The 23,556-nt window shown below is 62.4% G+C and carries 19 protein-coding genes; 15 read left to right on the plus strand and 4 right to left on the minus strand.

Annotation, left to right across the window (positions count from 1 at the left end; genetic code table 11):
- Nucleotides 1-139: 139 nt before the first annotated feature.
- Nucleotides 140-6,409 carry a non-ribosomal peptide synthetase gene (locus TX23_RS00775; RefSeq protein WP_057700598.1) on the minus strand — a complete coding sequence of 2,090 codons (6,270 nt, stop codon included), beginning with the start codon at nucleotides 6,407-6,409 and terminating at the stop codon, nucleotides 140-142.
- Nucleotides 6,410-6,898: 489 nt separating this feature from the next.
- On the opposite strand from TX23_RS00775, the gene TX23_RS00780 reads away from it, so the two are divergent.
- Both TX23_RS00780 and TX23_RS00785 read left to right on the plus strand, forming a co-directional pair.
- A complete protein-coding gene (locus tag TX23_RS00780) occupies nucleotides 6,899-7,693 on the plus strand; it encodes a helix-turn-helix transcriptional regulator (protein ID WP_057700599.1) in 795 nt (264 codons plus the stop codon).
- Nucleotides 7,693-9,162, plus strand: coding sequence for an efflux transporter outer membrane subunit (locus TX23_RS00785; RefSeq protein WP_057700600.1), 1,470 nt, complete (start codon nucleotides 7,693-7,695; stop codon nucleotides 9,160-9,162). The genes TX23_RS00780 and TX23_RS00785 overlap by 1 nt, the downstream gene beginning before the upstream one ends.
- Here TX23_RS00785 and hpaA read toward each other — a convergent pair.
- Nucleotides 9,089-9,949 carry a 4-hydroxyphenylacetate catabolism regulatory protein HpaA gene (hpaA, locus tag TX23_RS00790; protein ID WP_057700601.1) on the minus strand — a complete coding sequence of 287 codons (861 nt, stop codon included), beginning with the start codon at nucleotides 9,947-9,949 and terminating at the stop codon, nucleotides 9,089-9,091. The genes TX23_RS00785 and hpaA overlap by 74 nt on opposite strands.
- 128 nt (nucleotides 9,950-10,077) lie before the next feature.
- Between hpaA and TX23_RS00795 the strand changes: the two genes are divergently transcribed.
- The 8 genes from TX23_RS00795 (at nucleotide 10,078) to hpaI (ending at nucleotide 17,468) form a co-directional block, all read left to right on the plus strand.
- Nucleotides 10,078-10,743, plus strand: coding sequence for a fumarylacetoacetate hydrolase family protein (locus TX23_RS00795; RefSeq protein WP_057700602.1), 666 nt, complete (start codon nucleotides 10,078-10,080; stop codon nucleotides 10,741-10,743).
- Complete coding sequence (locus TX23_RS00800) at nucleotides 10,740-11,510, plus strand: fumarylacetoacetate hydrolase family protein (protein ID WP_020301325.1); 771 nt, start codon at nucleotides 10,740-10,742, stop codon at nucleotides 11,508-11,510. Before TX23_RS00795 ends, TX23_RS00800 begins: the two co-directional genes overlap by 4 nt.
- Nucleotides 11,511-11,515: 5 nt before the next feature.
- Complete coding sequence (gene hpaE / locus TX23_RS00805; protein WP_057700603.1) at nucleotides 11,516-12,976, plus strand: 5-carboxymethyl-2-hydroxymuconate semialdehyde dehydrogenase; 1,461 nt, start codon at nucleotides 11,516-11,518, stop codon at nucleotides 12,974-12,976.
- Nucleotides 12,977-13,130: 154 nt separating this feature from the next.
- Nucleotides 13,131-13,988 (plus strand): 3,4-dihydroxyphenylacetate 2,3-dioxygenase, encoded by an 858-nt coding sequence (gene hpaD, locus TX23_RS00810; protein ID WP_057700604.1) that lies wholly within the window; start codon nucleotides 13,131-13,133, stop codon nucleotides 13,986-13,988.
- A 14-nt stretch (nucleotides 13,989-14,002) separates the two neighbouring features.
- The gene (locus TX23_RS00815; protein WP_057700605.1) at nucleotides 14,003-14,395 is read left to right on the plus strand and encodes a 5-carboxymethyl-2-hydroxymuconate Delta-isomerase; all 393 of its coding nucleotides are present in this window, start codon (nucleotides 14,003-14,005) and stop codon (nucleotides 14,393-14,395) included.
- A gap of 136 nt (nucleotides 14,396-14,531) precedes the next feature.
- Nucleotides 14,532-15,836, plus strand: a complete 1,305-nt coding sequence (locus tag TX23_RS00820) for an MFS transporter (protein WP_057700606.1) — start codon at nucleotides 14,532-14,534, stop codon at nucleotides 15,834-15,836.
- A gap of 11 nt (nucleotides 15,837-15,847) precedes the next feature.
- A complete protein-coding gene (hpaH, locus tag TX23_RS00825) occupies nucleotides 15,848-16,651 on the plus strand; it encodes a 2-oxo-hept-4-ene-1,7-dioate hydratase (protein ID WP_057700607.1) in 804 nt (267 codons plus the stop codon).
- Nucleotides 16,652-16,667: 16 nt separating this feature from the next.
- Nucleotides 16,668-17,468, plus strand: coding sequence for a 4-hydroxy-2-oxoheptanedioate aldolase (gene hpaI / locus TX23_RS00830; RefSeq protein WP_057700608.1), 801 nt, complete (start codon nucleotides 16,668-16,670; stop codon nucleotides 17,466-17,468).
- A gap of 123 nt (nucleotides 17,469-17,591) precedes the next feature.
- Here hpaI and hpaR read toward each other — a convergent pair whose 3' ends face one another.
- On the minus strand, nucleotides 17,592-18,014 hold the full coding sequence (gene hpaR, locus TX23_RS00835) for a homoprotocatechuate degradation operon regulator HpaR (protein ID WP_057700609.1): 423 nt from the start codon (nucleotides 18,012-18,014) through the stop codon (nucleotides 17,592-17,594).
- A gap of 207 nt (nucleotides 18,015-18,221) precedes the next feature.
- On the opposite strand from hpaR, the gene TX23_RS00840 reads away from it, so the two are divergent.
- From TX23_RS00840 to TX23_RS00860, 5 genes are all read left to right on the plus strand, one after another.
- Entirely contained in the window at nucleotides 18,222-19,520 is a 1,299-nt protein-coding gene (locus TX23_RS00840) for an NAD(P)/FAD-dependent oxidoreductase (RefSeq protein ID WP_057700610.1), read from the plus strand.
- Between the two features lie 133 nt (nucleotides 19,521-19,653).
- Entirely contained in the window at nucleotides 19,654-20,019 is a 366-nt protein-coding gene (locus TX23_RS00845) for a cupin domain-containing protein (RefSeq protein WP_057700611.1), read from the plus strand.
- 11 nt (nucleotides 20,020-20,030) lie between these two features.
- Nucleotides 20,031-20,852, plus strand: coding sequence for a molybdenum cofactor biosynthesis F family protein (locus TX23_RS00850; RefSeq protein ID WP_057700612.1), 822 nt, complete (start codon nucleotides 20,031-20,033; stop codon nucleotides 20,850-20,852).
- Nucleotides 20,845-21,648, plus strand: coding sequence for an SDR family NAD(P)-dependent oxidoreductase (locus TX23_RS00855; RefSeq protein WP_057700613.1), 804 nt, complete (start codon nucleotides 20,845-20,847; stop codon nucleotides 21,646-21,648). Before TX23_RS00850 ends, TX23_RS00855 begins: the two co-directional genes overlap by 8 nt.
- Nucleotides 21,638-22,393, plus strand: coding sequence for an SDR family oxidoreductase (locus tag TX23_RS00860; RefSeq protein ID WP_057700614.1), 756 nt, complete (start codon nucleotides 21,638-21,640; stop codon nucleotides 22,391-22,393). The genes TX23_RS00855 and TX23_RS00860 overlap by 11 nt, the downstream gene beginning before the upstream one ends.
- A gap of 164 nt (nucleotides 22,394-22,557) precedes the next feature.
- Here TX23_RS00860 and feaR read toward each other — a convergent pair whose 3' ends face one another.
- Complete coding sequence (gene feaR / locus TX23_RS00865; RefSeq protein WP_057700615.1) at nucleotides 22,558-23,499, minus strand: transcriptional regulator FeaR; 942 nt, start codon at nucleotides 23,497-23,499, stop codon at nucleotides 22,558-22,560.
- Nucleotides 23,500-23,556: the final 57 nt, after the last annotated feature.

Below are 23,556 nucleotides of genomic sequence, written 5' to 3' on the forward strand. Positions count from 1 at the left end.
AGCGAGCTTGCTCGCGAAAAACGTCAACGATAACGCGTGTTTCCTGAATAAACGCGGCGCTTATGGTTTTTTCGCGAGCAAGCTCGCTCCTACAGGCATATGGCCTGCCGCCCCACACACATTGAAGGCATTCCAATACTCAGATCCGTCGGCGGCGGTTGAGGGCGGGGATGGCGGTTTGCGGTACTTCAACGCGCTGGACCTGCGCCACCGTCCTGGCCGCGAGTTGCGCCAGGGTTGGCTGGCTGAACAAGGTGCGTGCATCCACTTCCAGCCCGGCCTTGCGCAGGCGAGCTACCAGGTTGACTGCCAGCAGCGAGTGCCCGCCCAGTTCGAAGAAGTGGTCGTGGCGCCCTACCCGTTCCAGTTTCAACACGTCGGCCCAGATGCCGGCCATCAAGGTTTCCACCTCCCCCTGAGGCGTTTCGTAGGCACGGCTGAGCACGGCGTCCAGGCCGGGCGCCGGCAGGGCCTTGCGGTCGAGTTTGCCTGCAGGGTTCAGCGGCAGTGCATCGAGTTGTACGAAGGCGGCCGGCACCATAATTTCCGGCAGTTGTTCCAGCACATGGGCGCGTAAAGCCTCCAGGCTCGGCGCCTGGCCGCGCAGGGTAAAGTAGGCGACCAGGCGCTCATCGCGGATCAGTACCGCCACTTCCCGCAACGCCGGGTGTGCGCTCAGGCGTGCTTCGATCTCTCCCAGTTCCAGGCGCACGCCGCGCAGTTTGACCTGAAAGTCATTGCGCCCGAGGAATTCCAGATTGCCGTCCGGCAGGTAGCGCACCAGATCGCCCGTGCGATACAGGCGGTCACCGGCAACGAAGGGGCTGTCGATAAAGCGCTCGGCGGTCATCTGCTCCAACCCCAGGTAGCCGCGGGCTACGCCCACACCACCGATATGCAGTTGACCGCTGATGCCCATGGGCACCGGCGCGTCATGGGCGTCCAACACGTACAGGCGGGTGTTGTTGATCGGGCGGCCAATGGGCAATTGCACCGCAGGCACCGGCGCGCCGGGTTCGAGGGTCCAGGCGCTGCTGTCGACCGTGGCTTCGGTAGGGCCGTAGACGTTGTGCAAGCGCACCTTGGGCAAGCGCGCCTGCACGCCACGCGCCAGGGCTTCGGTCAGTTCGCCGCCGCCGCACAACACATCGGTGAGGCTGGTGCACAGCGCCGACTCGTCCAGCTCAAGAAACTGCTGCAACATCGCCGGCACAAACTTGATCACGCGGATCTGCTGCTCGCGAATCAACTGGGCCAGGTACGCAGGTTCACGATGCCCCTCGGGCCGCGCCAGCACCATGCGCATACCGTTGCTCAATGGCCAGAACAGTTCCCACACCGAACCGTCAAAGCTGAATGGCGCGCGCTGCAACAAGGCGCCGCCTGCGGCGTCGGGGCACAATTGCGAGCCCCAGTGCAGCAGGTTACCCAGGCCGCGATGTTCGATCATCACGCCCTTGGGGGTGCCGGTGGAGCCCGAGGTGTACATCACGTAGGCCAGGTTGGCGACGCTCAAACCCGGTACCGATGGATTGTCGGTCGGCGCCTGGCTCCAGGTGCAGTGGTCGAAGTCAATCACGGGGATTGCAACCTCGCCCGGCACTTCGCGGGTAGCACCGTGTACCAGCAGCGCCACCGGCTGGCTGTCGGCAAGCATGTAGGCCAGGCGTTCGCGAGGGTAGCCCGGGTCGAGGGGCACGTAGGCACCGCCCGCCTTGAGAATGGCCAATAACCCCACCACCAGCTCCAACCCGCGCTCCACACACAACGCCACCCGCGCGTCGGGCTGTACGCCATGCTTGCGCAAGTGAAAGGCCAGTTGATTAGCGCGTTCGTTGAGTTCGCGGTAGGTCAGTTGCTGTTCGCCGGCCTGCACCGCGATGGCATCGGGAATGTCCCGCGCATGAGCTTCGAACAGCGCCTGGACGGTGAGGGTTTGCGGGTAGTCCGTGACGGTGGCGTTGAAGTGCACCAACTGAGTGTGCAACTCGCTGGCAGGCAGCACCTGTACATCACGCAGCAGCATTTTCGGCGCCTGTTCAAGGGCATCCACCAGGCCGTTGAGCACCGTGTCCAGGTAGCCAAGCACCCGCTCGGCACTCACTGAACGCGGCGCCTTGGCCTTGAGCCGGAAGCCGCTGGCCACGTCGTCCACCGTCAACATCAGCGGGTAACTGAGGATGTCTTCACTGCTGAGCAAGGCCATGCCCGGCACCAGCTTAAGTTCGGGATCGGCCGAGGTGTGGCGGTAATTGAGCAGGCTGTTGAACAACGGAGACACGCCACTGCAACGCTGGGCCAACGCCAGGGAGGCTTGTTCATGGGCGAGCAAGGCGCTCAGTTGTGTATGGGTGTGATGCAGCGCATCCACCACGCTTTGCCCGGCCAGACGCAAGCGCAGCGCCAAGGTATTGATGAACATGCCCAGCGCCCGCTCGGCCCCCTCGCCTGCTTGCAAGCGGCCAAGCAATACGGTGCCGAACACCACATCGTCGCGACTCGCCACACGGCTGAGCACCTGGGCCCAGGCCAGGTGGAACAGGCTCGCGGCGCTCACGCCAAAAGCGCGGGCCTGGCGGCGCAGGCGCAGGTTGAGCGCGTCGCTGAGCGGGCGTTCGGCGTCTTCGGTCTCGGCACGCTTGGCCTGACGCTCCTGCAAGCCGAACGCCAGGGTCGGCTCATCCACCGCCGCCAACTGCTCGCGAAAGAACGCCTCGTGTGCCGCCTGGCGCACGGCTGATCGGGCTTGCGCCACCACAATGCGGTACGGCACCGGCACGGGCAGTTGCGTCTGTTGGCCCAGTAGATGGGCGCGGATCTCGTCCACCAACAGTGTGGTCGAGGTGGCGTCGTTGACCAGGTGATGAAAGCACAGCCTGGCGACCCAGCGCTGATGGTGAGGCTCTTGGGCGTAGTCCAGGGCCATCAGCGGCGCCTGACGCAAGTCCAGCGGTTGAGCCGGCTCACACAGCGGTTCGACTCGCAATCGCGCTTGGCGCCATACCACCTGCATCGGTTGTTCAAGGGCATCCCACACCAGGCTGGTACGCAGGATGTCATGGCGGTCGATCACCTGTTGCAGGGCGTGGGCGAAGGCATCCAGCTGCTCGCGGCGCTCAAAGCTGAACAGCGCTTGTTGCTGGTATGGGTCGTGTGCATCGGTGATGTGGTGATAAAGCAAGCCTTCCTGCAACGGCGCCAGCGGGTAGATGTCCTGCACGTTGGCAGCGCCGCCGGGGATGCTTGCAACGATGCGGTCAAGGCTGGGTTGATCCAGCTCGGCCAAGACGAGCAGGTCGGTGGTGATATGCAAACAGCCCGGCGGGATTCGATTGTCTGGCACCGTCATTTCAGTACCGCCACACGCCGCCGCCAGCGCCGCCAACGTCGGCTGGCCGAACAACACCTGCACATCCGCGTGCAGGCCGGCCTCGCGCATACGTTGCACCAGTTGCACCGCCAGCAGCGAATGCCCGCCCAGTTCGAAGAAGTGGTCGTGGCGCCCTACTGGCTGCACGTTCAGCAACTGCGCCCAGATTTGCGCCAGGGTGGTTTCCACCCCGCCCTGTGGGGCTTCGAAGCGGCGAGTGACAAAGGCTTCCTGGGTCGGTGCGGGCAAGGCTTTGCGGTCGAGCTTGCCATTGGCGGTCAGGGGCAACGCCTCAAGACGAACATAGGCCGCCGGCACCATGTAGTCGGGCAACGAGGCTTGCAGATGGGTGCGCAGGGCCTGGATATCGACTGGCTCGCGGGGGATAAACCAGGCCAGCAATTGCCCGTCGCGAAATTGCAGTACCGCGTCCTTGACGGCCGGGTGTGCGGCCAGAGCCGACTCGATTTCCCCCAGCTCGATACGTACACCACGGATTTTGACCTGATCGTCGTTGCGCCCCAGGTACTCAAGGTTACCGTCCGGCAGCCAGCGCGCCAGGTCGCCGGTGCGGTACATACGCGCGCCGTTGAAAGGGTCGTCCAAAAAGCGTTCGGCATTCAGTTCAGGACGGTTCAGATACCCCCGCGCCACGCCCTTGCCGCCCACATACAACTCCCCCACTGCGCCAATCGGCACCGGGCGTTGTTGCGCATCCAGCAGATAAGCCTGGGCGTTGGCGACCGGCGCGCCGATATGCAGCGGCTGGCCCACCTCGACAGCGCCCGAGGTGGCAACCACGGTGGCTTCGGTGGGGCCGTAGTTGTTGATCACCGCAAACGTCTGCGCCTGGGTGAACGTGCGCAAGCGATCGCCACCAATCAGCAAGGTACGCAAGGTGGGATGCCCAAGCTGCTGGCTGAAGGCGTACTCGGCCACAGGCGTGGGCAGGAAACACACGTCCAATGGCTGTGCGCGCCACCAGTCGAGCAGCCCATCGATATCTTCCGCACCGTCGTGGGCCGGTGGCAGGTGCAGCGTCGCCCCCACACACAGCGCCGGCCAGATTTCCCAGGCCATGGCGTCAAAACCAAAGCCGGCGACGCTGGCGGTATGGCCGCCCGCGTGCAGGCCGAACGCCCGGCAGTGCCAGTCCACCAGGTTCGAGACGCTGTGGTGCTCCACCATCACGCCCTTGGGCAAGCCGGTGGAGCCGGAGGTGTAAATCACATAGGCCAGGTTTGACGACGAGACCGCGACCTCGGGGTTACTGTCGATGCTGGCAGTGGCAGGCTCCAGCGCGAGCACCGGCACCGCCGATACGGGCAAACGCTGGTGCAAATCCTGTTGGGTCAGGATTGCCACAGGCGCACTGTCCTGCAGCAGGTAGTCCAGGCGTTCAGCAGGATGGGCCGGATCCAGCGGCACGTAGCAGGCGCCGGATTTGAGCACCGCCAACAACCCCGCCAGCGTGTCCAGGCCGCGTCGGGCCAGCACGGCCACGCGATCATCCGGCTGTACGCCGTGTGCCAACAGTTGATGCGCCAGGGCATTGGCCTGGCGGTTAAGTTGGGCGTAGGTCAGTTGATGGCCCTGGTACACCGCGGCAATGGCGTCGGGCGTGCGTGCGGCTTGCGCTTCAATCCGCTGGTGCAAGGTTTGCGTCAGTGCGTAGGGTTGTGCGGTGGCGTTCCAGTGCAGCAGCCGAGCCTGCGCTTCAGGCGCCAGCATGGAAAATTCACCCACTGACAAGCCGGTGTCTTCCAGCCCTTGCTCCACCAGCCAGGTGAAGCCGCGCGCCATCGCCTGGACTTCGTCGTGCTGGAAGTACGCCTCGTTGTAGACGCAGTGCAGCCACGCGCTGTCCTGGTAGCGGTTGCTGCGCAGGTGAATGGCGATCGGCAATGCCTCATGGTGGTTGGACACCTTGATTGCACGCGCCTGCACCTGACCGAAGCGCAGGTCATGGTCGTCCTGCTCGAACGACACTGACAGGTCGAACAACTGCCCGCGATCGCTTCGACGCAGGCCCAGCTCGCGGTTCATCTCGCTTAACGGGAAGCGCTGATGGCGAAAATCCTGTTTGAGCTGATCGCGTACGCCACGCACCAGTTCACCAAAAGGCAACCGCTCGCTGAACTGGAAACGCACCGCACTGACCTGAGCAAACATGCCGACAGTAGCGCGAAAACGTGCGTTGGAGCGGTTGAGAATCGGCAGCCCCACTACCCATTCCTGCCGTTGGCTGGTACGGGTGAAATACACATACATCGCCGCCAGCAACACATGAAAGGCCGATGCCTGGCAGCGGTTGGCCACCTGTTCCATACGGTTGAGCAGCGCCACCGGGAACGCTTCCAGGAAGGTGTTGCTCGACACCTTGGGGGTTTGCTTGGGCGTCAGCAGCGGCTCGGGCAGCAACTGGAATTTTTCCAGCCAATAATCGCGGTCACGGGCGTAACGGGCCGAGTGCAGGTAGTGCTGGTCGGCGTCGATAAAGTCGATATAGGACGGTGCCAGCAGCTCCACATGCCGGTCCTGCTCCAGGGCGGTGTACAGCTGCGCGAGGGACTGCACCAACTGGCCGAAGCCCCAGCCATCGAGAATCAGGTGGTGGGCCTGGATACCGAGGTGGTAGTGGTCGTCGTCGAGTTTGACCAACAGGACGCGTACCAGCGGCACGCCGCTCATCATGAACGGTCGGGCCATTTGCGCCTGCATCAGGGCCAGGCTTGCGGTGCACGGGTCGGATAACGCCGCGAAGTCATGCAAGGCCACGTCCACCGTCAGTGCCGAGGCGAAGGTTTGCCGCGCCAGCCCCTCGGCATCGGTATGCAGTTGAATACGCAACGCATCGTGCCTGGCCACCAGCTGCGCTACGGCTTGCTGGATGCGCTCGGGCATCACCGGGCCGGCGACATCCAGATAGCCGCCGATGTTGTACAGCGGCGAATCGCCCACGCGTATCTGATCAAGCCAGATGTCCTGTTGGGCGGCAGTGAGGGGGAAGCTGGCCGGCTGGCGGGAGGAATACTGCATAAGATCCTTCTCATGGGGGTCAGGCACTGGCCGCGCAAGGTGGCCCATTACGCCGAATTTGCCGGATTGGAGCATGGAGGGCCGCAGGTGTCTGTCACCTGAAACCCGGACATTCAAATGGATGGAACGAGCTTGGCGGGGCGTTCACTGCTGAAACGATTAAAGCGCTGTAGGAGATTGGCTATATCTCACCGATGCTGGCACTTTGGAATTCTGCGAGCATTAATACTTTTACTTTAAATATCATCTAGTTAATAAAATTTAAAAATACTTAGCGCGCGTTCGTTGCCGGTTTTATTGATCACAGACGTCGGAATAATGGCGCAGATTCTATGGCAGCTTGTGTCCCTCGTTTCCGCTACATACGTAGGACAAATCCATATGGCTAAATAAAATCTCGAACGCCGAGTCACGTTCAAGCAGTACGCATCGCTCCGCCACAGCCCGGGGCTTGCGCAGACGGTTTTCGACATCAAGGATGAGATGGCTATGAATCTGACCCGTAGTATTGGCGAGACACAGGGCCCGCATTTTTATGCCGAAATGGGCGAGTTGATTTCAAACAGCGGCGACGAACGTTTTGCCGCTGACATGTTGCACCTGGTGGACAAATGGGTGCCGATTCACCTGGTGGACCTCAGCGAATGGACGCTCGATGAGCTGCGCGACAGCGTGCTGGACATCAAGCTACTGGGCAGCGCCGGGCTGAAAAAGGAGTTGTCTGTACCCCAGACACTGCACCCGTTGAACGACCATCCGCTGATGCGCGAAATGCTGCGCATGCAAGACCCGCTGTTGATCCAGATGAAAGCCAAGGCCAACAGTGCGCACCCGCTGGGCAGTTCGCACCAATGCAACCTGGTATCACGCCAAGGGAACCGGCGTTGTGTGATTTCGTTCTACCGCCCACCGACCCAGCGTGGGTTTTCTCTGGCTGAGTTGTCGTTTCTCAAGTGTTTGTCGGACACCCTGTTGCCATTGATGGAGCGGCACGCGCAACTGCTGCGCCAGGTGCCGCACACCGAGGCTGAGCCGGCCCACACCCTGCTGGAACAATCGCAATTGCAGCGCGAGTTCTACAAACGTCTGGCTCTGAGCGATATCACCCTTTCGGCGCGTGAGCAGGAAGTGTGCCTGGGCCTGCTGACTGGCGGCACCGTGCCGCAGATCGCAGAAAAGCTCAGTGTAAAAAACAGCTCCATCGAAACCTACCTCAAGCGCGCCGCCGCCAAGCTGGGCGTGAGTGGTCGGCATGGCCTGGCCAAATGGATGGTGGGTTCCTGATGAACAAACGGTTGCTTTGCTGCGTCGGCGCGGCCTGGATGCTCGGTGGTTGCTCACTGATCCCCGAGTATCAGCGGCCCGCTGCGCCGACGCCTGCGCAGTATCCCCAAGGCGGCGTGTACAGCCAGACGCAGGCCGGCACGCTGTCGCCAAACCCGGATTGGCAGCAGCTGTTCCACGACCCGGCGCTGCAACGGTTGATTGCCGATGCCCTGGTCAACAACCGCGACCTGCGGGTGGCGGCCCTGAATGTTGAGGCGTTTCAGGCGCAGTATCGTATTCAGCGTGCAGACCTGTTCCCGGCGATCTCCGCCAGCGGCGCCGGCAAGCGCCAGAAATTGCCAGGTGAAGTGACGGGCACCGGCAAGTCGGCGATTACCTCCAATTATTCCGCCACTTTGGGCCTGAGCGCCTATGAGCTGGATCTGTTCGGCCGCGTGCGCAGCCTCAGCGAACAGGCGTTGCTGACTTACCTGGGCAGCGAAGAAGCCCGGCGCAGTGCGCAATTGAGCCTGGTGGCAAACGTGGCCAACGCCTACCTGACCTGGCGCGCTGATCAGGAGCTGTTGGCCCTGGCCGAGCAAACCCTGGAGGCCAACGACCACAGCTGGCAGTTGACCAGCCGCAGCAAAAGCGCAGGCAAAGCCTCGGCGCTGGAGGTAGTGCAAGCCCGTACAGCGGTGGAAAGCACCCGCGCCAGCGTCGCTCGCTATGAACGCCAGGTTGCCCAGGACCTTAACAACCTTGTGTTGCTGGTGGGCGGCCCGGTGGATGAGCACCTGCCCGCCCGCCCGCTGGCCGATGACCTGGTCGCACGGGTCCCCGCCGGTTTGCCCTCCGACCTGCTGCAGCGCCGCCCGGATATCCTCCAGGCCGAATACCAGTTGCAGGCGGCCAATGCCAATATCGGGGCCGCTCGTGCTGCGTTCTTTCCGTCGGTAACCCTCACGGCCAACGCCGGCAGCACCAGCAAGGAACTGTCGGGCTTGTTCAACGGCGGCTCGGGCACCTGGACCTTCCAGCCGCAAATCAACCTGCCGATCTTCAACGCCGGCAGCCTGCGTGCCAGCCTCGATTACGCCAGGTTGCAGAAGGACATCACGGTGGCCCAGTACGAAAAATCCATCCAGACCGCCTTCCAGGAAGTCGCCGACGGCCTTGCCGCCCGCCAGACCTTCAACGACCAACTGGATGCCCAACGGGACTTCGTCGCCGCCAACCAGACCTATTACGACCTGGCCCAACACCGCTACCGCAGCGGCGTGGACAGCAACCTGACGTTCCTGGATGCGCAGCGTGCGCTGTTCAGTTCGCAACAGGCGTTGATCGTGGACAGGCTGGCGCAGCTGGTAGCGGAGGTGAACTTGTATACCGCATTGGGTGGCGCGTGGCGCGTCAACGCAACGCCGACTGCCGCAGCCGATACTCCCCCGGCGTCATCTGCGCATACCGCAGGAAAAACCGGCTGAAATACGCCGGGTCCTTGAACCCCAGCTGGTAGCAGATTTCATTTGCGGAGCTGCCGGTAAACAACAGCAAGCGTTTGGCCTCTTGCATCAGGCGCTCAAGAATCAGGCGCTTGGAAGGCAGGTCGGCGATGCGTCGGCACACCTCATTGAGGCGCGCCTGGGTCACGCCGATGGCCTGGGCATAACGCGCCAGCGGCCAATGCTCCAGGTAATGGGCTTCGATCAGTTCGTTGAAGCGATGAAAAATGCGCAGGTCTTCATGGGCCGTCGGGCGTGCCGGCAGGGCGTGGGCGCACAGGCGCAGCAGGCGGATCATGATCAGGCGCGTCAGGCTGTCGAGGGCGGCCGCGCGCCCTGCCCGCTCGGCGTTGATCTCGCTGCACAGTTCTTCGAAAAGTTGCTCCAGCCCCTCAGCATCGTCCCCCAGTGCCACACACGCCGCACCAGAGGCGAGGCTCGGGTCGGCGTCGATCAAGCCCCACACAAGCTGCTGGCGCACCGTCAGCACGTGCCCGTCGGCATCGGCTTCGGTGACGAAGGCATGGGCCACCGTGGGCGGCGTGAGAAAAAACATCGGCCCCGCCTCGACGTACTGGCGGTCGTCCAGATACACCCGCACCGCGCCACTCTTGACGTAATGCACCTGGAAAAACCGGTCATGCCGATGCACGGCCATATTGCGCCCGAAAAAACCTGCCAGGTTGCCCAGCTTGTCGTAATGCACCTCGGCGTCGCTGTAACGCTGGTCGTAGACCTGCCCGAGGTTGATGTTGGGAATCGGCTGCACGGGGCCCTCCTCTTGTTGTTGTGATGCCTTCGGAGTTTGCCACGCTTGACGGTAGTTAACATATTAATTATAACGTTAACAACTTAACGAACTGCCTACGCAGCCGTCGTCACCGCCAGGAGAAACGCATGAGCCGTACCCTGCATGATGTTGCCAGCGGCACCCTGTTCGGCGTTGCGCTGAACTACCAGGGCCTGCTGGACCAGCATCTCGCCGCCTTCGAGCAGGCGCCCTACCAGCAGCCGCCGACCAAGCCGGTGTTGTTTATCAAGACGCCCAACACCCGCAATGCTCATGGCGGCGTGGTGCTGCAGCCTGCGGGCGAGCGCCTGCAAGCGGGCCCGGCGCTGGGCGTGGTGATAGGCCAGCGCGCCAGCCGCGTCAGCCTGGACAATGCCATGGCCCATGTGGCCGGGTATGTGGTGGTCAACGAATTCAGCCTGCCGGAAGACAGCTACTACCGCCCTGCCGTCAAGGCCAAATGCCGCGATGGCTTTTGTGCCCTGGGCCCGCAAGTGATCGCACGGGACCAAGTGACCAACCCCAATCAGCTGGACCTCAAGCTCTTCGTCAATGGCGAGCTGCGCCAGCAAAACTGCACCGCACATTGGGTGCGCGACATCCCGCAATTGATCGCCGAGATCAGCGAGTTCATGACCCTGCATCCCGGTGATGTGCTGATCACCGGCACACCGGAGGGCCGCGTGGATGTGCAGCCGGGGGATCGCGTTGAAGTTGACATCACCGGCGTTGGCCGTTTGCTCAATATCGTTCAGGCAGAGGCATTGGCATGAAGCGCGCACGTATCCGTTTTGAAGGCCAAATCCACGCCGTGCAGGTAGACGACGATCACAGCGTGCGCCTTGGCGATGGCCGGCGGCTTGCCGAGGATCAGGTGCAATGGCTGCCGCCTGCCACCGGCAACATGTTCGCCCTGGGCTTGAACTACGCCGACCACGCCGCCGAACTGGCCTTTACGCCGCCGACCGAACCGCTGGCCTTTATCAAGTCGGTCGGCACCTACACCGGCCACCGCCAAGTCACTTGGCGCCCGGATGGCGTCGCCTACATGCACTACGAGTGCGAACTGGTGGCGGTGATCGGCAAGACCGCGCGCAACGTCAAGCGCGCCGACGCCCTGGACTACCTGGCCGGTTACACGGTGTGCAACGACTATGCAATCCGCGACTACCTGGAAAACTACTACCGCCCCAACCTGCGGGTTAAAAACCGCGACGCCACCACCCCGGTGGGCCCATGGATCGTCGACGTGGCCGATGTGCCCGACCCAGGCAACCTGAAATTGCGTACCTGGATCAACGGCGAACTGCGCCAGGAAGGCAGCACCCAAGACATGATTTTCGATATCCCCTACCTCATCGAATACCTGTCCAGCTTCATGACCCTGCAACCGGGCGACATGATCGCCACCGGCACGCCCGAGGGGCTGGCCGATGTGGTGCCGGGGGATGAGGTCGTGGTGGAAGTCGAAGGTGTGGGCCGCCTGGTCAACCGTATTGTCAGTGAGACGGAGTTTTTCTCCGCGCGCAAAGAGGCTTGAGCACCATGATCAAACACTGGATCAACGGCCGTGAGGTCGAAAGCAAAGACACCTTTATCAACTACAACCCGGCCACCGGCGAGGCTATCGGTGAGGTGGCCAGCGGCGGCGCCGAAGAGGTCGCGCAAGCCGTGGCTGCGGCCAAGGAGGCGTTTCCCAAGTGGGCCAACACCCCGGCCAAAGAGCGCGCACGCTTGATGCGCAAGCTCGGCGAATTGATTGAACAGAACGTGCCACGCCTGGCCGAGCTGGAAACCCTGGACACCGGTTTGCCGATCCACCAGACCAGGAACGTGTTGATCCCGCGTGCCTCGCACAACTTCGACTTTTTTGCGGAAGTCTGCACCCGCATGGACGGCCACACCTACCCGGTGGACGACCAGATGCTCAACTACACCCTCTACCAGCCGGTAGGCGTGTGCGGGTTGGTGTCGCCATGGAACGTGCCGTTCATGACCGCCACCTGGAAAACCGCGCCGTGCCTGGCGCTGGGCAATACCGCCGTGTTGAAAATGTCGGAGCTGTCGCCGCTGACCGCCAATGAACTGGGGCGCCTGGCGGTGGAGGCCGGGATTCCCAATGGCGTGCTCAATGTGATCCAGGGCTATGGCGCCACCGCCGGTGATGCCCTGGTACGCCACCCGGATGTACGGGCGATTTCCTTTACCGGCGGCACCGCCACCGGCAAGAAAATCATGCAGACCGCAGGCCTGAAAAAGTACTCCATGGAGCTGGGCGGCAAATCGCCGGTGCTGATTTTTGAAGACGCCGATCTGGAACGCGCCCTCGACGCCGCACTGTTCACGATCTTCTCCCTGAACGGCGAGCGTTGCACTGCCGGTAGCCGGATCTTTATCCAGGAAAGCGTCTACCCGCAATTTGTCGCCGAGTTCGCGGCGCGGGCCAAGCGTCTGATCGTCGGCGACCCGCAGGATCCCAAGACCCAGGTCGGCTCGATGATCACCCAGGCCCATTACGACAAGGTCACCGGCTACATCAAGATCGGCCTGGAGGAAGGCGCCACGCTGTTGGCCGGCGGCCTGGAGCGCCCGGCCAACTTGCCTGCGCACTTGAGCCGCGGCCAGTTTATCCAGCCCACGGTGTTTGCCGACGTGAATAACCGGATGCGCATCGCCCAGGAAGAAATCTTCGGCCCGGTAGTGTGCCTGATCCCGTTCAAGGATGAAGCCGAAGCGCTGCAATTGGCCAACGACACCGAATACGGCCTGGCGTCCTATATCTGGACCCAGGACATCGGCAAGGCCCATCGCCTGGCGCGCGGTATTGAAGCGGGCATGGTATTTATCAACAGCCAGAACGTGCGCGATTTGCGCCAGCCCTTTGGCGGAGTGAAAGGCTCGGGCACCGGGCGTGAGGGTGGCCAGTACAGCTTCGAAGTGTTTGCCGAGATCAAGAACGTGTGTATTTCCATGGGCAGTCATCACATTCCGCGCTGGGGCGTGTAGCCCAGGCTCAAACAAGCCTCCTGTGGGAGCCGGGCTTGCCCGCGATGCAGACACCGCGGTCCTTCAGCCGTACCGAGTCGATGCCATCGCAGGCAAGCCAGCTCCCACAGGGACCTCACAGGCCATACAAGAATAATTATTCAGGAGAGTCATCATGGGCGAAGTGGTTCTGGCAGCGAAGATCTGCCACGTACCGTCGATGTACCTGTCGGAACTGCCCGGCAAGCATCACGGCTGTCGCGAAGCGGCGATTGCCGGGCACAAGGAAATCGGTCGCCGCGCCCGTGAACTGGGGGCCGACACCGCGGTGGTGTTCGACGTGCATTGGCTGGTCAACAGCGGCTATCACGTCAACTGCGGCGAACAGTTCCAGGGCACCTACACCAGCAACGAGCTGCCGCACTTTATCAAGAACATGGACTACGCCTACCCCGGTTGCCCCGAGCTGGGCGAGCTGATCGCCGCCGAAGCCAACCTGGCTGGCGTGCGCAGCATGGCCCACAACATCCCGAGCCTGGAGCTGGAATACGGCACCCTGGTGCCCATGCGTTACATGCATATGGGCGTACCCGAGGATCAAAAACTCCAAGTCATTTCCATCGCAGCCTGGTGCGCCTGGCATCGCCTGGAAGACAGCTTCACCTTCGGCGCTGCCGTGCGCCGGGCCATCGAAAAGAGTGACCGCAAGGTGCTGGTGCTGGCGTCCGGCTCGCTGTCCCATCGGTTCTCCGATGACCGTCAGGCTGAAGCGAATATCCATAACTGGACCCGCGAATTCGACAAGCAAATGGACCTGCATGTCGTCGAGATGTGGAAGCAAGGCCGCTTCAAAGAGTTCTGCGCCATGCTGCCCGACTACGCCGAACACTGCTTTGGCGAAGGCAAGATGCACGACACCGCCATGCTTCTGGGCCTGTTGGGTGGACCGGATTATGCCCAGCCAGCCGAGATCATCACGCCGCCGTTCGGCAGTTCGGGCACCGGCCAGATCAACGCGATTTTCCCGCTATAGATTGGGAGAAACCTATGCCGCACTTTATCGCTGAATACACCGACAACCTTGAACCACAGGCCGATTTGCCTGGCCTGTTTGAAAAAGTCCACCGCGTGCTGGGCGACAGCGGGGTGTTTCCGTTGGGCGGCATCCGCAGCCGTGGCGTGCGCCTGGACACCTGGCGCATGGCTGACGGCAAGCATGACTACGCCTTTGTGCACATGACCCTCAAGGTCGGCCACGGCCGCGACCTGGCGACGCGCGAAGCAGTCGCCCAAGCAGTGTTCGCGGTGATCACCGCACACTTCGCCGAGCTGCAGGCGCAACGGTTGTTGGCGCTGTCGTTCGAGATGATCGAGCTGCACCCGCAGCTCAACTTCAAGCAGAACAATGTGCATGCGTTTCTGAACAACGCGGCGAGCTGAAACGCCCCCGGCTCCTGTAGGAGCGAGCTCGCTCGCGAATAAACTCACAGGCACCGCGGGTCACCGACAGCACTGCGTTTTCGTTGACGTTTTTCGCGAGCAAGCTCGCTCCTACAACAACAAGAAGAACAACATCATGAGCACAGCCCATTCCACTGCAAGCCTGCGGCTTGCCGAGCACGACCGTACCCATCGTTTGGTGACCTGGCGCCTGATGCCATTGTTGCTGGTGTGTTACCTGTTCGCCCATCTGGACCGTATCAACATCGGTTTTGCCAAGATGCAGATGAGCAGCGACCTGCACTTCAGCGACACCGTGTATGGCTTCGGCGCCGGCCTGTTCTTCATCGCCTACGCACTGTTCGGCGTGCCAAGCAACATTGCCCTGGACCGCGTCGGGCCACGACGCTGGATCGCCTGCCTGATGGTGGTGTGGGGTCTGCTCTCCACCGGCATGTTGTGGGTGGAGAGCGCGCGCGGGTTCTACGTGCTGCGCTTTCTGCTGGGTGTGGCCGAGGCCGGTTTTTTCCCGGGGATCCTGGTATTCCTCAACCGTTGGTACCCGGCACGCCGTCGCGCCCAGGTCACTGCCTTGTTTGCCATTGCGGTGCCCATGGCCGGAGTGCTGGGCGGGCCGATTTCCGGGGCGATCCTGGAGAACTTCCAAGACGTCAGCAGCCTGCGCGGCTGGCAGTGGATGTTCCTGATCGAAGGCGCGCCCGTGGTGCTGCTGGGGCTGGTGGTACTCAAGTGGCTGCCGGACAGTTTCGAAGCGGTGCACTGGTTGAGCCGCGAGCAAAAACAACAACTGCGCACACAGTTGAGCAACGAAGAGCAACGCAAGACCATCACCTCGTTCAGCGGCATCCTGCGTGACCCGCAGGTGTGGCTGCTGGTGGCCGTGTACTTTGCGGTGATGCTGGCGGTCAATACCCTGGCGTTCTGGATGCCCACCCTGATCCACGGGGCCGGCATCGGCCGTGACAGCCAGGTCGGCTTGCTCAGCGCCGTGCCGTACCTGGCCGGTTGCTTCTTCATGCTCGGCTGCGGGCGCTCGTCCGATCGCCACCGCGAACGTCGCTGGCACTTATGCATCCCCCTGCTGATGGCCGCTGTCGGTATTGCCGTCGCAGGCCTTGCGCCTGGCAATGCGCTCCTGGTGATGAGCGGGTTGGTGGTGGCCGGCATGGGCGCCAGCGCGGCGCTGCCGATGTTCTGGCAATTGCCGCCGGCGTTTCTTTCCAACACCACTCAAGCGGCGGGCATCGCCATGATCAGTTCGTTCGGCAGCATCGCCGCGTTCCTCGCGCCCTACCTGATCGGCTGGATGCGCGACGCCACCCAAAGCGCCAGCCTGGCCCTGTACGTCCTTGCCCTGTTTATCGCCCTCGGTGGCCTGCTGGTGCTGCGCACTCAGGCTGCCATCGTCAACCCACACTAGAGACCGTTGCCATGCTCGACTCCCAGCAAATCCTCGCGGCCGCCGCCCACCTGGACCGCGCCGAACGCAGCCGCGAACAGGTGCGCCAGTTTTCCCTCGACTACCCCGATATGACGATCGAGGATGCCTACGCCATCCAGCGTGAATGGGTCGCGCAAAAGATCAAGGACGGGCGCACGCTCAAGGGCCACAAGATCGGCCTCACGTCACGGGCCATGCAGGTGTCGTCGAATATCACCGAACCCGATTACGGCGCCCTGCTCGACGACATGTTTTTCGACGAAGGCAGCGACATTCCCTTCGAGCGTTTCATCGTGCCACGGGTGGAGGTGGAACTGGCCTTCATCCTCGGCAAACCGCTCAAGGGCCCCAATTGCACGGTGTTCGATGTGCTCGACGCGACCGAATGGGTGATCCCGGCGCTGGAAATCATCGACGCACGCATCCAGCAGGTCGACCCGCACACCAACGCCACGCGCAAGGTATTCGACACCATCTCCGACAACGCCGCCAACGCCGGTGTGGTGCTCGGCGGCCGTGCGGTGCGCCCCACCGAGATCGACCTGCGCAAAGTGCCGGCGGTGCTGTATCGCAATGGCGTGATCGAAGAGTCCGGCGTCTCGGCGGCAGTGCTCAACCACCCGGCCAAGGGCGTGGCGTGGCTGGCCAACAAGCTGGCGGCGTATGACGTAACGTTGCTGCCGGGCCAGGTCATTCTCGGTGGTTCGTTTACCCGCCCGGTCGCAGCACGCCCTGGCGATACCTTCCACGTCGACTACGACCTGCTCGGTTCGATCGCCTGCCGCTTCGTCTGAACACTGGAGGATTGTCATGGACATGCCCGTCAACCGCTTCAAACAACGCCTGCACAACGGCGAGGTGCAGATCGGCCTGTGGCTCGGCCTCGCCAATGCCTATAGCGCCGAGTTGGCCGCCAATGCCGGCTTCGACTGGCTGCTGATCGACGGCGAACACGCGCCCAATCAGCTGCCGGGGATGCTCGCGCAATTGCAGGCCATCGCGCCCTACCCCAGCCAGGCGCTGATCCGCCCGGTGATCGGCGACACGGCGCTGATCAAGCAACTGCTGGATATCGGCGCGCAGACGCTGCTGGTGCCCATGGTCGAAAGCGCTGCCCAGGCCCGGGAACTGGTGCGCGCCCTGCACTACCCGCCCCAGGGTATTCGCGGGGTCGGCAGCGCCCTGACCCGCGCCTCGCGCTGGAACAGCATCGCCGATTACCTCGACCAGGCCGACGCGCAGATGTGCCTGCTGGTGCAGATTGAGAACCGCGAGGGCCTGGCCAATCTGGACGCCATCGCCGCCGTCGAAGGCGTGGACGGTGTGTTCATTGGCCCTGCGGATTTGAGCGCGGCCATGGGGCATCGCGGTAACCCGGGGCACCCTGAAGTGCAGGCGGCGATTGAGGATGCCATCGTGCGTATTGTTCGAGCGGGTAAGGCGGCGGGGATTCTCAGCGCCGATGAAAATCTCGCACGGCGCTATATCGAACTGGGAGCAACGTTCGTGGCGGTGGGGGTGGATACCACGGTGTTGATGCGCGGGTTGCAAAGCCTGGCCGGGAAGTTCAAAGGCGTACCTGTGGCTGCCAATACCGGTGGTGTCTACTGAAATCCATGTGGGAGCTGGCTTGCCTGCGATAGCGGTGTGTCAGCGACAGATAAGCCAGCTGACCCGGCGCTATCGCAGGCAAGCCAGCTCCCACAGTTGATCGGTGGTGATTCAGCTGTTGGTTTATCGCTTGATGTTCTTCAAGTCATCCAGCAACCCCAACAAGGTCTGGAATTTCTCTTCGCCAAACTGATCCTGCAAGCGCTGGTAGTTTGCCTCCATGCACTGGCTCATGGACTCGAAACTCGCCTTGCCCTTGTCCGCCAGAGTGATAAGCACCCGCCGCTGGTCCTGTTCGGCCTTGCGCCGGTGCACCATGCCGGCCGCTTCCATGCGCACCAGCACGCCGGTCATGCTCGGTTTGAGGATGCACGCCAGTTCCGCCAATTGGTAAATCTCCAGCTCACCGTGCTGCTCAAGGATGCGGATGATGCGCCATTGCTGTTCGGTCAGGCCGTGTTCATTCAGGGACGGGCGGAAAAAACTCATCGCGGCTTCGCGGGCTTGCAGCAGGGCCAGGGTCAAGGATTGTCGAGGTGTAGGCATAGGGATCAGGGTCACGAAGTATTTAGTTAATAATTTAACGAAACTCTAACATTCCCCGCCCGCGAGCGCGCTATAACTTGTGTGTGGCAGTGCCCGTGGCGCGCTGAATCAAAAACCCGGGCACGCAGGATCAAGACTTCCACCCCGTCAGAGGCCCTAATGGAGGCATCCGCTTTAGCGCCTTCTTTCACTTTTTCAGGCTGCGCCATGATCAACATCGAAACCCCCACGTATTACACCGCCACCAAGAAATACAACCTCAGCTTCCCCACCCTGGAGCAGGACATCGACGCGGACGTCGTGGTGATCGGCGGCGGCTTTTCCGGGATCAACACCGCACTGGAACTGGCGGAAAAAGGCATCACCAACATCGTGGTGCTTGAAGCGCGCTATCTGGGCTTTGGCGGCACGGGCCGCAACGGCGGGCAAATCATGGCGGGCATCGGCCATGACCTGGAGAAGATCAAAAAGGACGTGGGTGAAGACGGCCTGCGCCAAGTGTTCGAGATCAGCGACCTGGGCGCCGACATCATCAAGAACCGCATCGCCAAGTACAACATCGATGCCGATTTCTGCCACGGCTACGGCTATATGGGTTTCAACGCCCGCCAGGAAAAAACCCTGCGTGCCTGGGAGAAAGACTTCAAATCGGTCAACAGCCAGCACGAGATCCGCTTTCTCGGTGGCTCCGACGTGCAGCAGATCATCGGCTCCAACGCCTACACCAGCGCCCTGCTGCACATGGGCGGCGGGCATGTGCACTCGCTGAACCTGCTGCTGGGCGAAGCCACCGCGCTGGCCGGCCATGGTGTGAAAATCTTCGAGAACAGCCCGGCCCTGGAAGTCAGCTACGGAGAGCGCATCACCGTGCGCACCGGGCGCGGTTCGGTGCGCGCCAGCAAGTTGCTGTGGGCTTGTGACAGTTTCCTCAACAAGCTGGAGCCGGAACTGCACCGCTCGACCATTAACACCTATGCGTTCCAGATGATGACCGAGCCATTGTCCGAAGAATTGATCCAGCGCATCAGCCCGATCCGTGGCGCCTACAGCGACATCCGCCCGGTGATCGACTACTACCGCGTCACCAATGAAAACCGCCTGCTGTTCGGCGCCGCGACGCCATTGGTTGAACATATTCCGGGCGATTTAAAAGCCTGGAACCGCCACCTGATGCTGAAGATTTTCCCCTACCTCAAGGACGTGAAAATTGATTTGGCCTGGGGCGGCCCGATGGCGTGCAGCCCGAATCTGTTCCCGCAGATCGGCACCTTGCCGGGGCGCAGCAATGCGTTCTTCGTGCAGGGCTATTCAGGCTTTGGCGTCACCCCCAGCCACATCATCTGCAAGGTCCTGGCCGAAGGCATGAGCGAAGGCTCGACGCGCTATGACCTGGTCAGCTCGATTCGCCGCCCGACCATCATCGGCAAGGACGCGATCCGCCCGCTGCTGCTGACGGCAGGCAAATCCTGGCACCAACTGTCCGGCTACTGGAACGGGCGCCGCTAACCCCTGTGGGAGCGGGCTTGCCCGCGAAAAACATCAACGATAACGCGGGCGTTCAGGTCAATCGCGCTGCCTTGACGTTTTTCGCGAGCGAGCTCGCTCCTACAAAAATCTCGCACTTATCGGAGCATTTGCCATGACCCTTACCACTATCAAACATAACGTCCAGCTGTCGGAACTCGACGCCTGGGGCACCGTGGCCGACCTCGGCTCGCAAATCCTTGAAGGCGACGTACGCGCCTTCGGCAAGATGACCTTCGGCGCGCCGACCGATGCGGTCAGCAGCGCTTACTTCGGCACCACCCAGGGCAAATTCCGCATGGTCTACCCCTTTGCCGAACAGGCCACCGTGGTCACCGGCGAGGTGGTGCTCACCGATGAGTCCACCGGCCAGTCCACCCGCTACAAGGCCGGTGACAGCTGGTTCGTGACCAAGGGCACGCCGGTGCTGTGGGAAGTGGTCAGCGAGAGTTTCGTCAAACACTACTTCGCCGTCGTTTAAGGAGCGCTGCCATGACCACTTCTTCCGACTGGATCACCGTGGGCGCCCTGGCCGACGGTTTTGCCCCCGAGGCGTTCATCCTGCCCAACCTTGCCGACCTGGCGGGCCAGACCTTCACCCTGCACTTTGCCAATGGCTGGCAGATCGAGCATCGCTTCGAACAGGAGCGCCTGGCCTGGCACGCTGCCGACGGTCACTCCAGCGGCAGCGCCGCCTACCGCGCCAGTTCGATTCGCCCGGGCCTGTACCTGGTGGACTTTATCAAGCACGAGGCCGGGCAAAGCTGGTCGATCAGCCTGGTGCTGGACACGCCAAATGCTTCCTTTACCGCGGTGATTGGCCGGATGCCGGAACCGGCAGAGACCCACGAAGGCCTTTACCACCGTGCCCTGGCCGGCAAACCGCTGACTTCGGTGCAAGTCGAGTTTCTGCACGGCAGCCTCGACCGGCCATGGCAGGCCGGTCATTGCCTGCACGCACCGACCGACGAACTGGTGGGCCTGCGCAACCACTACCGCTACAGCCCCAGTGAGGTTTACGAGCACATCTACCTCAACCCGCGGTTCTACGCCTGGCAATGCCTTGAGGGCGTGGAAAAAGGCTTGTGCGACACCGACCGCTGCCATTACTACAAGATCGCCGAGCAGCTGTACCTGTTCGTCTGGCAGGAGAAAATCGTGCCCACCCTCGGCCTGGTGCTGATCGACCTGCAGCAGCACCGCAGCGATGGCAAGATCTTCGGCTATGCCGGGGCGTCCTTCGACGCGCTGTCGAACTTCCCGATCAGTTCCTATTGTCAGGTGCTCAACCGCACGGAGTATCCCCGTGACTGAGCCGCGCACGGTGGTGATCACCGGGGCCGGCACCGGCATCGGCGCTGCCTGCGCACGCTTGTACGCACAGGAAGGCGCGCATCTGGTGCTGATCGGTCGGCGCCGCGAGCCACTGGAGCAGGTGGCGCAGGACACCGGCGGGCTGATCCTGGTGGGCGATGCCGCCTGCCCGGACACCTGGGACGGCTTCATCCAACAAATCCGCAGCCACTTCGGGCGCCTCGATGTGCTGCTGGCCTGTGCCGGCGGCCATGGTCTGGGCAGCGCGACCCAGACCAGCCCGGCAACGTGGGAAGCGGCGCTGCGCAGTAACCTGGACAGCGCGTTCTACAGTGCTCGCGCCTGCCTGCCGCTGTTGCAGGCAAGCGCCGGCAGTGTCGTGCTGATCGGCTCCATTGCCTCGCTCGCGGCGGGGCCCGAGGTGTGCGGCTACACCACGGCCAAACATGCGCTACTGGGGCTCAATCGCTCGCTGGCACGCGACTATGGCCCCCACGGCGTGCGCGTGAACGCAGTGTGCCCAGGCTGGGTGCACACGCCGATGGCCGATGCCGAGATGCAGCCGTTGATGCAGGCCCATGGTGACACCTTGCAGCAGGCGTACGAACGCGTGTGTGCCGATGTGCCGCTGCGCCGTGCGGCTCGCGCCGAAGAGATCGCCAAGGTATGCCGCTTCCTGGCCAGCGACGACGCTTCGATCATTACCGGCGCCACGTTGGTCGCGGACGGTGGGTCCAGCATCGTCGACGTGCCGACGCTGGCGTTTACGCGCCTGGAGCCTGCCCATGCCCAATGATCTGGATTTCAGCGGCCAAGTCGTGCTGGTCACCGGCGGCGCCCAGGGGATTGGCCTGGGCATCGTCCAGGCCTTTGCCCAACGCGGCGCGCGGGTGGTGATTGCCGATCGTCTGTTTGAACAGGCTGAAGCCGTGGCTGCCGGGTTGTGCGCGCAGGGCTATCAGGTGGAAGCCGTTGGCGTTGACCTGGCGGATGCCGCAGCGGTGTTTGCTTGCGTCCAAGGCTTGGCGCAACTGGATGTGCTGGTGCACAACGCCGGGTACTTTCCGCTGACCGCCTTTGCCGACATCACCCCAGCGATTCTGGATCGCACCCTGGCGGTGAACCTGTCGGCGCTGTTCTGGCTGACCCAGGCAGCGTTGCCGATGTTTCGCGAGCAAGGCCGTGGCTGCGTGCTGGTGACGTCGTCGGTCACCGGCAACCGGGTCGGTTATCCGGGGCTGAGCCACTATGCGGCGTCCAAGGCGGGGGTGAATGGTTTTATCCGCAATGCGGCGCTGGAACTGGCGCCGTTGAATGTGCGGGTCAACGGCGTAGAGCCCGGCATGATCGCCACCCCGGCGATGGGTAACCTGGGCGATGCGGCCGTGAATGAGAGCATCGCCCGCCGTGTGCCGCTGGGGCGCCTGGGCGCGGCGGCGGATATTGCCGGGGCGATGGTGTTTCTGGCCTCTGACCTGGCGGGCTATATCACCGGGCAGACGCTGGTGGTGGATGGTGGGTCTACCCTACCCGAAACCTGAAACCCGAACTAACTGTAGGAGCGAGCTTGCTCGCGAAAAACGTCAACGATAACGCGTGCTTCCTGAATGAACGCGTCGCCTGGGGGTCTTTCGCGAGCAAGCTCGCTCCTACAAAATGCCTTGCCTGTTCCCACAGTGGATCTCATGCAGCTTGAAGAAGCTGTTTATGCCCCCACCGCCTGCAACCGGCTGGAACGAAAATCCTTGGGTGATACCTCGAACTGCTTCTTGAACGATCGGCTGAAGTGCGCCGAGTCGGTAAAGCCCCACTTGTAGGCAATCGAGGTGATCGATTCACTGCGCAGGAAGGGGTTGGTCAAGTCGTCTGCGCTGCGCTTGAGCCGTGCGCGCTGGATGTAGCGGCAGACGCTGTCATCCTGTTCCTCGAACAAGCGGTACAGGTGCCGTACCGAGATATTCAGGCGGTTGGCCAGGCCAATCGGGCTCAGGCCAGGCTGGCCAAGCGACTCATCAATAACCTTTTGCACGTAGCTGCGCAGGTTATTGCCCTGCAACGAGGCGACGCCTTCACAGCGTTCATCGCCCTGCTCCAGCGCCGAGCCCAGCAGCGACACAAAGGCCGCCTGCAGTGCGTCCACTTGCGTGGCGTCGTCGTCAGTGTCGTCCTTGCACAGTTGGTCCATCAACACATGCAACATGCGCCCGCAGGCTTTGGTCGAGGAGATCTTGCCGAACGCCCGCGTCTGACCGCCCAGGTGCTTGCACACTTCGGTGCGCGACAAAGACAGCGACGCATGTTCGATCAAACCAAAGGGGGTGATTTCGATGGAGCCCACCGAGTCCATCAACAGCATCTCGCCGGGCGCCAGTTGCACGGTCTGCTCGTTTTGGGTGATCTGCGAATAGCCGCTGCGCTGGCTGACCAGGAAGCACTCCTGGTCATTATCATGATCGGCGTGGTGCGTCGGGCGTTTGATCAGCCCGGCATTGGTGCGCAGGATCGCCAGGCCTCGGGGCAAGTTGTGGATCTGGCCAATAAACAGCGAACGGTTGAAGGCCAGTTCCGTATCGAAGTGGCCGCACGCGGCGCGCAGTTCGCGGTTCCAGCTGTCGAGCCCGTCGGGTGCATGCTGTGGGATGCTCATGGGGGTGTCTCCGCAGTGGCGTTCTTTTTGTTGTTCTGATGCAATAGTTAACATGTT

The organism is Pseudomonas paralactis, from assembly GCF_001439735.1.
GTDB classification, from domain to species: domain Bacteria; phylum Pseudomonadota; class Gammaproteobacteria; order Pseudomonadales; family Pseudomonadaceae; genus Aquipseudomonas; species Aquipseudomonas paralactis.

Excerpts from the sequence above, each read along its gene's own strand:
- hpaH (WP_057700607.1), top strand. The coding sequence starts at position 15,848 with ATGCTCGACTCCCAGCAAATCCTCGCGGCCGCCGCCCACCTGGACCGC.
- TX23_RS00820 (WP_057700606.1), top strand. The coding sequence starts at position 14,532 with ATGAGCACAGCCCATTCCACTGCAAGCCTGCGGCTTGCCGAGCACGAC.
- TX23_RS00785 (WP_057700600.1), top strand. The coding sequence starts at position 7,693 with ATGAACAAACGGTTGCTTTGCTGCGTCGGCGCGGCCTGGATGCTCGGT.
- TX23_RS00775 (WP_057700598.1), bottom strand. The coding sequence starts at position 6,409 with ATGCAGTATTCCTCCCGCCAGCCGGCCAGCTTCCCCCTCACTGCCGCC.
- hpaD (WP_057700604.1), top strand. The coding sequence starts at position 13,131 with ATGGGCGAAGTGGTTCTGGCAGCGAAGATCTGCCACGTACCGTCGATG.
- TX23_RS00800 (WP_020301325.1), top strand. The coding sequence starts at position 10,740 with ATGAAGCGCGCACGTATCCGTTTTGAAGGCCAAATCCACGCCGTGCAG.
- TX23_RS00860 (WP_057700614.1), top strand. The coding sequence starts at position 21,638 with ATGCCCAATGATCTGGATTTCAGCGGCCAAGTCGTGCTGGTCACCGGC.
- hpaR (WP_057700609.1), bottom strand. The coding sequence starts at position 18,014 with ATGCCTACACCTCGACAATCCTTGACCCTGGCCCTGCTGCAAGCCCGC.
- TX23_RS00840 (WP_057700610.1), top strand. The coding sequence starts at position 18,222 with ATGATCAACATCGAAACCCCCACGTATTACACCGCCACCAAGAAATAC.
- TX23_RS00815 (WP_057700605.1), top strand. The coding sequence starts at position 14,003 with ATGCCGCACTTTATCGCTGAATACACCGACAACCTTGAACCACAGGCC.
- TX23_RS00780 (WP_057700599.1), top strand. The coding sequence starts at position 6,899 with ATGAATCTGACCCGTAGTATTGGCGAGACACAGGGCCCGCATTTTTAT.
- hpaE (WP_057700603.1), top strand. The coding sequence starts at position 11,516 with ATGATCAAACACTGGATCAACGGCCGTGAGGTCGAAAGCAAAGACACC.
- TX23_RS00845 (WP_057700611.1), top strand. The coding sequence starts at position 19,654 with ATGACCCTTACCACTATCAAACATAACGTCCAGCTGTCGGAACTCGAC.
- TX23_RS00795 (WP_057700602.1), top strand. The coding sequence starts at position 10,078 with ATGAGCCGTACCCTGCATGATGTTGCCAGCGGCACCCTGTTCGGCGTT.
- feaR (WP_057700615.1), bottom strand. The coding sequence starts at position 23,499 with ATGAGCATCCCACAGCATGCACCCGACGGGCTCGACAGCTGGAACCGC.
- TX23_RS00850 (WP_057700612.1), top strand. The coding sequence starts at position 20,031 with ATGACCACTTCTTCCGACTGGATCACCGTGGGCGCCCTGGCCGACGGT.
- hpaI (WP_057700608.1), top strand. The coding sequence starts at position 16,668 with ATGGACATGCCCGTCAACCGCTTCAAACAACGCCTGCACAACGGCGAG.